The 11,890-nt window shown below is 55.1% G+C and carries 8 protein-coding genes; 7 read left to right on the top strand and 1 reads right to left on the bottom strand.

What is annotated here, in order from left to right; translation table 11 throughout:
• Positions 1-46: 46 nt before the first annotated feature.
• A complete protein-coding gene (locus tag ACAX43_RS02590) occupies positions 47-1,093 on the bottom strand; it encodes a phytoene/squalene synthase family protein (RefSeq protein WP_370706850.1) in 1,047 nt (348 codons plus the stop codon).
• A gap of 323 nt (positions 1,094-1,416) precedes the next feature.
• Here ACAX43_RS02590 and ACAX43_RS02585 point away from each other — a divergent pair, with 323 nt between their 5' ends.
• The 7 genes from ACAX43_RS02585 (at position 1,417) to ACAX43_RS02555 (ending at position 11,607) form a co-directional block, all read left to right on the top strand.
• Positions 1,417-2,892, top strand: coding sequence for an RAD55 family ATPase (locus ACAX43_RS02585; protein WP_370706849.1), 1,476 nt, complete (start codon positions 1,417-1,419; stop codon positions 2,890-2,892).
• A 6-nt stretch (positions 2,893-2,898) separates the two neighbouring features.
• Positions 2,899-3,249: a response regulator gene (locus ACAX43_RS02580; RefSeq protein WP_370706848.1), complete on the top strand. Its 351-nt coding sequence runs from the start codon at positions 2,899-2,901 to the stop codon at positions 3,247-3,249.
• A gap of 495 nt (positions 3,250-3,744) precedes the next feature.
• The gene (locus tag ACAX43_RS02575; protein ID WP_370706847.1) at positions 3,745-6,099 is read left to right on the top strand and encodes a type VI secretion system Vgr family protein; all 2,355 of its coding nucleotides are present in this window, start codon (positions 3,745-3,747) and stop codon (positions 6,097-6,099) included.
• Between the two features lie 4 nt (positions 6,100-6,103).
• On the top strand, positions 6,104-8,413 hold the full coding sequence (locus ACAX43_RS02570) for a peptidase M23 (protein WP_370706846.1): 2,310 nt from the start codon (positions 6,104-6,106) through the stop codon (positions 8,411-8,413).
• Positions 8,414-8,525: 112 nt separating this feature from the next.
• Complete coding sequence (locus ACAX43_RS02565) at positions 8,526-8,915, top strand: hypothetical protein (protein ID WP_370706845.1); 390 nt, start codon at positions 8,526-8,528, stop codon at positions 8,913-8,915.
• A gap of 736 nt (positions 8,916-9,651) precedes the next feature.
• Entirely contained in the window at positions 9,652-10,674 is a 1,023-nt protein-coding gene (locus ACAX43_RS02560) for a hypothetical protein (RefSeq protein ID WP_370706844.1), read from the top strand.
• Positions 10,675-10,725: 51 nt separating this feature from the next.
• The gene (locus tag ACAX43_RS02555; RefSeq protein WP_370706843.1) at positions 10,726-11,607 is read left to right on the top strand and encodes a hypothetical protein; all 882 of its coding nucleotides are present in this window, start codon (positions 10,726-10,728) and stop codon (positions 11,605-11,607) included.
• Positions 11,608-11,890 lie beyond the last annotated feature (283 nt).

Below are 11,890 nucleotides of genomic sequence, written 5' to 3'. Positions count from 1 at the left end.
CTCTATTGGCGCGGATAACTAACTATTTATACAGGGGAACGCACGCTCAGAGCCGAGCTTCAATCTGCTTGATCCGCTGTTCGACCGATGTCCGTACCAGCCCATTCGACGGCACCAGCAGCAGCGACGACGCGATGATCTGATACACCTTATTGCGCCGGACTTTGGAGACCTTCGCCGGGTCGAGCCAGGCTTTGTTATCCACCAGCAACAGCAGCGTCTCCAGGCCGATGAGGATCGGCCACAAACACGCGAGGCGCAAGCGTACGGAAAACGCCGGAATCGCCAGCGTGTATTCCAGAGCCTCGCGGAAATGATCCAGCGTCTTGCGCACGAGTTCGACCATCAGCGGCCGAGCGCGAACGGCGTTGGCCGGCAGCAGGAGGTCGTGCGCGCTCAGGCCGTATTGATCCAACATCGTTTGCGGCAGGTAACAGCGGCCGATCCGCAAATCCTTGCCGCAATCGCGCAGCACGTTGGTCATCTGGAGCGCTTTGCCGAAACGCACACCCCGGCGCGCCATCGTCCCGGGCCGCTCCTTCAGCGTGCCGGGCATATGCGCGTAGGTCATCGTGGTCCAGAATTCGCCGACGCAGCCGGCCACCAGGTAGGTATAACGGTCGAGTTCGTGGTATTCGCGCAGCGCGGCGATCTGGCCGGAACGTTCGTCGGGGAACGTGCGAAGGTCGAATTCCATCCCCTCGGTCAGCGTCGAGACGATCTCGCGTACCGCTTTGCGGTCCGACTCGCCGAGTTGCGACAGCACCTCGAGCGCGGGGCCAAGCGATTCGAGCAAGACTTTTTCGTCCGACTGGACCTGCTGACCCGCCACCTCGGCGGCCATGCGCTGGAACAGCGCGCCATCGTCCGGGGCGCCGTTGACCTGGTCGCGCAGCGAGAGCAGCAACGCGAGGCGTTGCCCGGGCGAAATCAGCGAAGTGTCCGCAATCGTATCGGCCGCACGCGCCAGCAGATACGCGAGGCCGATCGGGTCGCGCATGCCGACGGGCAGCACGCGCAGCGTGAGATAGAAGGAGCGTGAAACGCCTTTCAGGAGCGGGCCAAGAAGAAAGGCCCGGGTCGGATTCGGCATGGATGGGATCAGGTCAGTATTGGGCAAGAATCAGGCGCTGCCGAATTGTATACGGCGAGACGCCTTTGCCGTACGGCGAGGGCGTGCCCATCCTGTAAGCCGCTCCCTCGCCCGCCGCACGCCCACCTTGCGCTGCCGCCCATATGCTGTTCGCCAAGCGGGAGAGAGCCAGGTAGAATCCCCTGCATCCAATGCCGACGCACGTCGTCACCGCCCGCGAGCAGGAACACGAATTGCTAGCATGGTTAGTTTGAGCGATAGACGATCCGCTTGGGTCCCCTTGCGAGCCGTCGCTCCTCCGCACTTTGAATGACATATCGACAATGACTATCCACGAATCTCAGACGTCTTTCCGGTCCAACGTGGAAACAGGTGTTCCCGGTCTCGACGAGATCCTGGGCGGAGGTCTGGTCAGCGGCGGCGTATATCTGCTGGAAGGCATGGCGGGGGCGGGTAAAACGATTCTGTCGAGCCAGATCGGTTTTCATCGCGTGAGTCAGGGCGAAAAGGTGCTGTACATGACCCTGATCGCCGAGTCGCACGACAAGCTGCTGGCTCATCTCAAAGGCCTGAGTTTCTTCGACGAAACCGCCGTCGCGCAGCAGATGCTGTTCGTGTCCGGCTATCACGAGTTGATGCAGGACGGTCTCGACGGCTTCCTCAAACTGATCGCGTCGAGCATTTACGACTATCGGCCAAGCCTGATGATCGTCGACGGCTTTCGCAGCGCACGCGAATTCAGCGAAACCGAACTGTCGTTGTCGAAGTTCATCCACGAGTTGAACGCGCTGGTCGCGGCAATGAATTGCACCACCTTGTTGCTCGCACCGCTTTCCGGCAACGAACCGCACCCCGAGCACACGCTGGTCGACGGTCTGATCGAGTTGAACCGCTATAACGACGGCATGCGCCGCGCGCGCGAAATCGAAGTGCACAAGATGCGGGCGCGCAATCACCTAATGGGCAAGCATTTCTTCCGGATCGCCGAAAGCGGGCTGTTGATGTTCCCGCGTCTGGAAGCGCAGTGCGCCGGGCAAGCCGGCCCGGTCGATCTGAAAGCGCGGCTCGGCTTCGGCCTCCCGCATCTCGACAGTCTGCTCGGCGACGGTTTCGCTCAGGGCTCCACGACCACGCTGACCGGGCCGTCGGGTGTCGGCAAAACCTTGCTCTGTCTGCAGTTTCTCGCAGCCGGCGTGGCACGCGGCGAACGCTGCATGTATCTGGGCTTTTACGAAGGGCCACAGCGGCTGATCGGCAAAGCCGAGGCCGTCTCGATCGCGCTGACCGACGCGTACAACGACGGCCGCCTCGTCATTCAATGGCAGCCCGCCATCGAACTTGCTGTCGACGAACTCGCGGCTGTCGCGCTGGCCACGGTCAGGAAGATCGGGGCGACGCGCATCGTCATCGACGGCGTGGAGGGTTTTCGCGACTCGGCCTTGCGGACCGAACGCTTCGGCCTATTCCTGAATGCCCTGCTTCATCAGCTCCGGGAAGCCTGCGTCACCACGATGCTGACGGAAGAACTGCCGCTTTACGCCGACCCCGGCCACGCAAAGAGCGTGCGGGTCTCCGCATTAACAGAAAACCTCGTGCTGCTGCGTTACGCCGAAACCGAGTCGGGTCTGCGGCGCATGATTTCCGTGGTCAAGCAGCGCGAAAGCGCGCACGACACGTCGCTGCGCGAACTTGTGATTTCCTCGCAGGGCCTCGATGTGATCGAGAGCCCGGTGAGCTCTGCCGGCGCGCATTCAACGCAAGGCCTGTCGGCCACGCTGACGCCGCGACGAGATACGTAGCCGCCCATGAAAACCATCCTGGTCGTGGACGACGAGTTCGACATCCTCACGGTCTGGCGACTGTTGCTGGAGCGGCACGGCTATACCGTGCTGACGGCGTCCAACGGGGCCGCCGCGCTTGAACAGATACGCAAGACCCGGCCCGACATCATCGTGTCGGACTGCATGATGCCGGTCATGTCGGGGCTGCAACTGTGCGCGGCATTGTTCGCCGACCCCGATCTGCGCGCCATTCCGATCATTCTGTGCAGTGCGGCCGCGGACATCCCCGTGCAGCCGAATCCCACCATCGAATACGCGCGCAAGCCGCTGTCGTTCGACACCCTTCTGGCGATGTTGCAGCGGATAGCGGTTTGACGAAACGCGACCGCCTGCCTGCTGCGCGCGCGGTGCAATCGAATAGCGCGCCGAGATTGCGTTCAAGGAACGCCTGATCGATACGCGAGTCGAGGGGCTCGTCACGCTTGCTGAAAATCGACGAACTCTTCAGTCTCAGCCGTGCGAAAACGCAGGGCGCTGGAGGAAATTCCACGCTATACCCTCGAAGACCTGTTGAGCCAGTGTCGTGGCGCACTCATGCGTCTGTTGAAATGGGACTTCAACCGCCATCGAAAAGCACACCTCAATGCAACCATTTCGTCAAAGCGGAAAATTGCGACCTTTTTTCAAAACAGAATAAAAAAACATCAGAAGTGCGAAGATTTGTCAAATTAGGCTTTGTCTCATGTTTGTCTCATAGACGTTCTCTCGTCGCGGCAGGTAACCTCGCCAGGTCGAATCGCATGGGCCTGCACATTTCCATGTGTGCGCGCACCGTGCCACCTAAAAAAAGACGGGGACTTCACTGCCACCATGCGAACCATCCACGATGTTCTGCAGCATCCGGGTGCCAGGCTCACCCAACACCTTGGGCTCTCTGTCGCTACGCTAGACCGGGTTCTCGATGTTCTTGACTTCAGAATAGAAGAGGAACTCAACGAAGCCTACGTGGTGGACGTCACGGTCACGTCAGCGGACCTGGCGATTGACGGCGCCGCGTGCGTAGGCCGTCGGGCAACCTTCACGATCGATGAACGCGCCGCGATTCCGTCGTTGCCGGCTCTGGTCGATCCCGTGGTCGAACCAGCGCGTACCGTCAACGGCATCGTGACGCAATGGGAGCGAATCAAGACTAGCCGCGACGAGGCCACCTACAGGCTGCGCCTTGAACCGCGCGTCGCGCTGTACAGGGAGGTCTACGACTCCGGCATATTCAAGGACAAAACGCTCAAGGAGATGATCTCCGAGTCGATCATCGACCGTAAGCTGATCGATTCGTTCGACGTCGAGTTCCAACTGGAAGGCGCCGAGGAACGTTTCGAGCAGGCAGTCATGTACGAGGAGACTGTCTGGAATTTCATGGAACGTCACTGCCGTCGCGCCGGCATCTTCTGGTACTTCAAGCAGGGCCGCAAGGGCGACGGACCGCAACGCGACACGATTGTGTTCGGCAACAATCCGCGCGCTTATGTGCGCGCGCTGGAGGTGCCCCTGATGCCGGTGTCTGGCCTCTCGGGCAACTGGCATGAGGCAGTGCTGTCGATCAGCCCGATCCGCAAGCTGGTGCCGGCCGTGGTTGAGTTATGGGAGCACAACTACCGGACACCCGCGAATGAACTGAAGGCGGAATCGTACGTCGCGCGTGAAGACCGCTCCGTGTACGGGAGCGTCAACCGCAGCATCGAGCACTATCACACGCCGGAGATCGGACAGATGCTCGCCGACGCGCGCCGTGACGAACTGATCGCGCGGCAGACCACGTTCAAGGGCACAAGCAATGTAATCGGCATGATGCCCGGCATGGTGGTGCGCCTGACGAACCACACAATGCCCGAGGCCAGATACGGCGTCGTAGTCACGAAGCTCATCACGACCGGCAGCCGCACCCAGCCTGTCATCAACGAGTTCGAGGCGATGCCGTCGCACCTGACGTATCGCCCCGAGTACATTCCCGAGAAGCACTGGCGCTGGCTCACCGGACCGCTGATCGCAACCGTCGTCGGCGACGACCAGCCCTACGCGGCGCTGGACGAGCACGGCCGCTACGAGGTGCTGCCGCATTTCCAGAATCGCACCGGCAAGCGCGGCACGAACACGATGCCGCTGCGCCTCCTGCGTCCCAGCGCGTCGTATCTGGGTGGTTTCCATTCGCCGTTGCTGAAGGAAACGGAGGTTCGAATTGATGGAACGTACGGGGACGTCGACCGGTTTTTCATTAGCGGTGCGCTGCATGACTATGCAAACCCAGACGTTGTGCATGGGCTGAAGGGTTGGAACAGCCGGGCGGTATGGCGCTCGCCACTCAACGGCGCGAAGATCCGCTTCGAGGACCTGAAGGGCCGCGAAGGGGCCAAGTTCGCGACCGTCTACATGGAGACGTCCGTCAGCCTCGGCTATCTGGTGGACAGCCAGAAGCAGTATCGCGGTGACGGCTTCGAGATCAACACGCAGGGCTGGGGCACGATGCATGCGCCCAAGGGACTGTTCCTTTCAGCCGATGCGCTTTCCAGTCCCAACGCGCCACACCTGGAAATGCAGGCTGCGCTCAGGGAACTGCAGTCGGCTTTGAGCCGTGTTACCGCGCTGGTTGACGCGACTACACAGGCGAAGGCAACGCCGGCCGACAAGGCCACGCAGTCGAGTCTGATGGATGCGTTGGACCAGCTCAGGAGCGCAGGGCTGATCGCCAGCGCACCGGGTGGGATCGCACTGGTGACGCCGCGCTCCGTGCAACAGGCCGCGGGCGAAAACGTGATGCTCACGGCCGGCAGGCACGTGGACGTAAGCGCCGTGAAGCGCTTCACGCTGGCCGCGGGCGAGCTGATCTCCCTTTGCGCTCACAAGCTCGGGCTGAAGATTTTTGCGGCCAGGGGCAAGGTCGAGATTCAGGCGCAGAGCGATGCACTGGACCTGTTCGCGGACCAGCAGCTACGCGTGGCAAGCGCCAGCCAGGACGTGCTGGTAAGCGCGAAAACGAAGGCGGTCATGGCCTGCGGCGGCGCCGCGCTCACGATCGAGGACGGGAGTGTTGTGTTCCATTGTCCGGGTGAGTTTCGGATCAAGGCTGCGGCGTTCACGTTCGAGGGACAGGAAAGTTTTGAAAACCCGCTGCCCGGGTTGCCGCAAAGCGAATTGACGATGACGAACCTCTACAACCTGTCGCGCTAGCACGATGATCATCAGCCCTCCTTTTCTGCCCGTTGCCGGCATGACGTCGACCGACCCCGCGCTAACCGACCCGATGATGAGCGCGGTGGACAATTTCGAACTGGCTCATGGTGTCTATCCGATCGCGCTCGACCGGCGTTGGCACACTGGCGTACATCTTTACCCCGCTATGCGAAACGAGAAAGTTCGAGCGATTGCGGATGGCGAAGTAGTGGCATATCGCGTGTGCCAGCACGCCATTAATGGCGGAACACCGATGGATAGCAACCCAGGCTTCGTCCTGCTCAAACATACCACTGAGACGGGAGAAGGCCGAACGCTCACGTTCTATTCGCTGTACATGCATCTGCTGGAGTTGAGCGCATATAACAGTCTTGGCGTGAGCGGGAACGAGCTGCCAGAGTTTCTGCGCATGCCTTCGCCTGGTGAAAGCCTGAATCCGCCTCTGGCGCCGCCGGCGCAAACGGGCGGTGGAAAAAAAGTATACCGGAAAGACGTACTCGGACTCCCGGGGCGTTGCCATGGGCAGCGGCATATCCATTTCGAAATCTTTATGCTGCCCAATGATTTCGATCATTACTTCGCCGCGACGCAACTCGGGAACACGCAACTCCATACGCCCAGGGGGGCGGACTACTGGGGGCATAGCTACTACATTATTCCGGCTGGTCAAACGTTCGTGCCGCAGCCGCCGGGAACGGTCGATGGCAAATTGCACGGAATCGCGTTCGACCCGCTGCCAGGTGGCCAGAACGCCCAACCGTTGCATATCGAATCGCATTTTCACAAGGGCAATAAGTACACGAGCGTGTGGAGTGTCGCGGCAGACGGTTCGCGAACCCCGCTCGTCAAGGACAAGGCGGAGCCTGAGTACGAATACAAGCTGTACGAGCGGGCAATGAAGCTTTATCCGGGGTGTCCGAGCGATGGATATGAACTGCTGCGTTTCGGCCGGATCCTGTCAGGTTCGCCCACACTTCCGGCTGGGGCGGCAAGAACGACGTGGGTGCGGGCAGCGTTCGCAACGGGTCAGGAGGGCTATATCGATCTCAACAACGACGCGATTGTGAAGCTGTCGGACGCGGATTTTCCGTTCCTTGCGAACTGGCAAAAGGTGGATGAAGGTAATGGTCCGTTTGCAGATGACGGGCTGTGTGACATCGATCGATTGAAGGCAATGCTAGGAACTGCGAAAGAACATCAGACGCAGCAGGAGCAAGGCGAGCTTGAAGAGTACAAAAAGGAAGAAACGCTTGTTCGGTACGTCAGGAGTACGGCCGGTGTGCGTGACCTGCTCAAAGGGTTTGTCTGTCGGGCGCCGAGCGAGTGGGACGGTACGAATAACGATGCGCGATACGGAAAGCTGCTTAGTCAAGAGGGCGAGTTCTATTACGGTGATAGTGCTGGGTATGGGAAGTTTATTGCGCTGTTGAAGCAGTTTCAGTTCTGGGATGTAGCGCACCTGCCGGCAGGTACGAAGTTCTGGTTCTTTCACCCGCTTCAGTTCATTCGGTGTTTTAGAAAAAATGGGTGGTTGAGCGCCAAGGAATTGGCTCAATGTTTGCCACGGTCATCGGAGTCTGTAAGCCTTCCGTGGAGCGATGCATACCAGAGATCACGAATACATCATCAATTCGTTAGTCGAGTTAACCTAAAATATCTGGGTAGCAATCCCATTCGCCTACTGCATTTTCTCGCGCAGACATATATCGAGACCGGCGGACTCAGAACGATGAGGGAAGATTCGCTCGGGGATGGTCATTCTTATGGTCCATTCTACGGACGGGGATATCTTCAGTTGACGTGGCCCGTGAACTATGAGGCATATAATAAATACAGACTTATTCCAAACAATAGCGCCTCGTCATTTGCGGACACCAGAATAACATCCTCCTCAATGCACATTTGGGCCGATGGAGGTATTGCAAAGCGGTGGGCGCCGCAGTACGACCCGGAAATAATTGCTACGGATCTCGCTCATTCGGCGGAATCATCCGGGATGTATTGGTTATCCAAACACTTCAGGCGGACCACGAACATAAATCGCGCTGCCGATCTCGGCGCTTCACCCACCATAGTCGGGTTTATCAGTTGGCTTATCAATGGCGGAGGCAATGGCTATAGGGATCGACAACAATTTTCGACGCTACTTGGTCGCATGCTATTGGATACGGTTGGACATTTGCCTCAGGAAGTATTGCGATACCCGCCGCTAGCACCTGCTTCTAATCCCGTGCTGTGTCGAACCTTCCCACCGACGATTGTTCCGTTCTCTCTAAGTGTCGTGATCAACTATGTACCTCAAATTCCCTAACCTTCTGTTCATACTTAACGTGATTCCGGCATTCGCAAGCGACGTCCCCAAGCTGCCTCAAGCTTGGTTGGGAACACATTATGGAGTGTGTTACCGCTCGATCGCGAACGCTATGTCGGAAGCTTACGGACCAAACTACGACCTCGATGACAATATCGGACACAGTTATGTGAGATTTGGTGCCAACGAGATGATCGTTTCCGTCGATCGTACATCTGGAACGAACGCATCTCGACTTATTTTTGAAAAACGCAGAAATGGTAATTGGTGTGTGATCCTTGCATCACCGCCGACCGCCAGTCTGGTTCCGTCGACGCAAAAAACGGCATCATCACGGCCGCTGCAGTGGACATCGCTTACACAAGCTGCTGCGGGGTATTCGGAGACGAAGGTCGTTTACCTATGGGATGAGCATAAATCAATTTATTTTCCAATTAATTGCTTTCACATTAACAAAAAATCAGTCAAAAAAATCGACTGCGAAAATGCATATTCCGAATAAAATGCGGCCATTCCCAATTATTGATTGGTCAACTATATTGCACAACCTGCAAGTCTGTCGTTGCCAACACCTGTCGGACGTAAATCTGCGAGCGCGCCTGTATGTATCTCTCGTCCCCATTGCGGCAAATCCGATGAGTTTATTGGCTGTTGTTGCAAAAATCGGCAGTGAAAAAATATTGTCGATTTGCCATGATTTTATCGAGCAGGGATACCCACATCAAAGATGCTACACGAAGCCTCTTCGAACATGCATCCAGTGATTTCGCTCGATGGTCGCTATGTTTCACCGTACTTGTATAGTTGCGGGTCTAATGGATACGTAGACGTTTTTGAAATTTTATTAAAAAAGAAAACTTTAATTAATCATGCATCGCGCGAAAAATTATTTAATTTTCAGTGATGTTTACGAATTTCACTATCTGTATCGATGATTTTATGGAAAACGGCCGTAAAAAGTGATGCCGTCGCCGTGGACACAAGGATCGGGTCTAGGCAGAAAATCCGAGTGGCAGGTTGCGCATTCCCGCTGGATCGAATCTAAATATGCAGATTAAGTCACTTATTTTTTTGGCGTCTTCGCTTATGGCGTTCAGTTTCGCAGCGATGCACTACCACCGGTGCGCGTGCGGGCGCCCCAAGTTGTCAGGACGCCGAGCGGATTTGTCCGCGTTGACTTCAGTGAAACGGAATAGGCGACCAGGCTTCAATATCTATCAACTCGGATTAATTAGAAAATGACCGCTCGCTTGCGCACCATAGCCTGTCTCACCATGACCATTCTAGGCCTTGGATTTACATCGAAAAGCTTCCCAACCGAGTCCAAAGCCGCCGATGTTCGCATATTTGATTCCAAAAAATTAGATGCGGAAAAATTTGATGAAATTGAAAATCGCTTGAAGAAAGTTCCTGGCTTCAAAAATTACATGCAACGAATATATCGGATTGTCGAGCGGGGATCAGGGACAAATCAGAAAATCTTGATTGCTGCTCGATCCGGCCCGGGAGGAAGAACCGTGGGTTGCAGTTTTTATGAACAAGACACTGATGGAAATTTCGTTTTTCTGATTGGTCAACCATATTGCAAATTTACGAATGAACCGGAGAGTTACGTCAAAGAAGAGATCAGAATAGTTCGATTTGACATTTCGGACAGACAGTATTTTGGAGGTCCGTTATTTAACAGCAGTTATAGTTTTGTCTTCAATTCAGAAAAAAATACTTTCTGCCATTCGGATAGCGAGTCAGAAATTTTTAAATGTCCCGCAGAACTGAACAAATTTCACTCTGAATTTTACAACCCAAGTAACCCTCGTCTGCTTCAGCGCAACGAAATAGGTGCCCGTCGTCTTGAGGAGGTTGAAGGCGAGTTAAGAGAATTTCCAAACTTCGATGTTGATCACCATCGAATATTAAGTATTGTTGAGTGGGGAGTTGGATCAATGAGAGGCACTGTAATTGTCGCTAGCGAAGGCGTAGGAAAATCATCAGGTTGCTCAATTTATGAAAAGGTTGGGGCTGGGAAGTTTGAATTTATAACCGGAGGACCGTTCTGCCATTTTATTAAAAATCCGGTAGGCCACATGACGAAAGACTCCGGACGTGTGAAGTTTGACGCTTCGATCCGGCAATGGTACGACGGCCCGCCAACTCCGATTACGTTCGAACTCATCTTTGATACAACCCGAAATATTTTCTGCGAGCCGACGAGTCAGTCTGAAGCATTCAAATGCCGCATGGATACGGTGCCATCGAGGTGAAGGATGATGAACATAGAAAACAGGGAATGCCGAAGCAACCTCAGGTGCTTCATGAATCGACTCTTCCTCGGCAAGGGCGTTGCCCTCATAATTTATTCATCGACTGTCATCGCATGCCATTTTTGCAACCTGCACCAATATTTTCGCAAGCGATCTGATCACGCCCGCACGCTGGCTGACATGAATTTCGATGCAGCATATACAAACTGCGAGTTATTCAAATTCGACAACGAAAATAATGACTTGCTTTCGTCAGAAAATAATGCCGCCTGGCGCCGCCGCACCGCGGGTATTTTTGCGAAATGCCTCCGCCTTTTTGCCATTTTTCCTCTGCTGCTTTCGTGTGGAATCGCATTTTCAGAACCCATCTTTAATGACGAAATTTTTTATAAAGGAGTGCCCGACTCAGAAATTCTCATAAGAAAATCGGGATCTGAGCGCCGTTGCGTAGTAGACACAAATTCCGTTGATATCAAGCTGAGCTCTGACGGGCAATCAGTAATTTTGTCGGGAACCTCGTTTGTTCAAGTTGAAGATTTGATGCAGTGCGATCCGGAAAAAGTTGTTCACACAAAACTTGCGGCTTCTCATATCGGATTTCTGTCGGACGTAAATCTGCGAGCGGGCCTGTATGTATCTCTCGTCCCCATTGCGGTAAATCCGATGAGTTTCTTGGCTGTTGTTGCAAAAATCGGCAGTGGAAAAAATATTGTCGATTTGCCAGGATTTTATCGAGCAGGGATACCCACATCAAGGATGTTACACGAAGCCTCTTCGAACATGCATCCAGTGATTTCGCTCGATGGTCGCTATGTTTCACTGTACTTGTATAGTTGCGGGTCTAATGGATACGTAGACGTTTTTGAAATTTTATTAAAAAAGAAAACTCGAATTGATCATGCATCGTGCGAAAGATTATTTAATTTTCAGTGATGTTTACGAATTTCACTATCTGTATCGATGATTTTATGGAAAACGGCCGTAAAAAACGACGCCGTCGCCGTGGACAGAGTCTGTCGAGTTTGTCGACGCCCCGACACCGGCTGATGCCAATGCTGCATCTCGCATAACAACTGCACCGCACACGTATACGACATATTTTGAACGAAACTAAATGGAAACGTACAGCCTGCGGATAGTCCACGCTTCTGCGTGCGCGGCTTGATCCATCTGACTTAGCGTAACGGCTAACACGCCTATTCATTTTATGCCAAGG

The organism is Paraburkholderia sp. IW21 (assembly GCF_041321145.1).
In the GTDB taxonomy this organism is placed as follows: domain Bacteria; phylum Pseudomonadota; class Gammaproteobacteria; order Burkholderiales; family Burkholderiaceae; genus Paraburkholderia.
The sequence above is the reverse complement of the archived record's forward strand: the minus strand, read 5'-3'. Positions and strand labels throughout refer to the sequence as shown.

Excerpts from the sequence above, each read along its gene's own strand:
- ACAX43_RS02560 (WP_370706844.1), top strand. The coding sequence starts at position 9,652 with ATGACCGCTCGCTTGCGCACCATAGCCTGTCTCACCATGACCATTCTA.
- ACAX43_RS02555 (WP_370706843.1), top strand. The coding sequence starts at position 10,726 with ATGAATCGACTCTTCCTCGGCAAGGGCGTTGCCCTCATAATTTATTCA.
- ACAX43_RS02575 (WP_370706847.1), top strand. The coding sequence starts at position 3,745 with ATGCGAACCATCCACGATGTTCTGCAGCATCCGGGTGCCAGGCTCACC.
- ACAX43_RS02565 (WP_370706845.1), top strand. The coding sequence starts at position 8,526 with ATGTCGGAAGCTTACGGACCAAACTACGACCTCGATGACAATATCGGA.
- ACAX43_RS02570 (WP_370706846.1), top strand. The coding sequence starts at position 6,104 with ATGATCATCAGCCCTCCTTTTCTGCCCGTTGCCGGCATGACGTCGACC.
- ACAX43_RS02585 (WP_370706849.1), top strand. The coding sequence starts at position 1,417 with ATGACTATCCACGAATCTCAGACGTCTTTCCGGTCCAACGTGGAAACA.
- ACAX43_RS02580 (WP_370706848.1), top strand. The coding sequence starts at position 2,899 with ATGAAAACCATCCTGGTCGTGGACGACGAGTTCGACATCCTCACGGTC.
- ACAX43_RS02590 (WP_370706850.1), bottom strand. The coding sequence starts at position 1,093 with ATGCCGAATCCGACCCGGGCCTTTCTTCTTGGCCCGCTCCTGAAAGGC.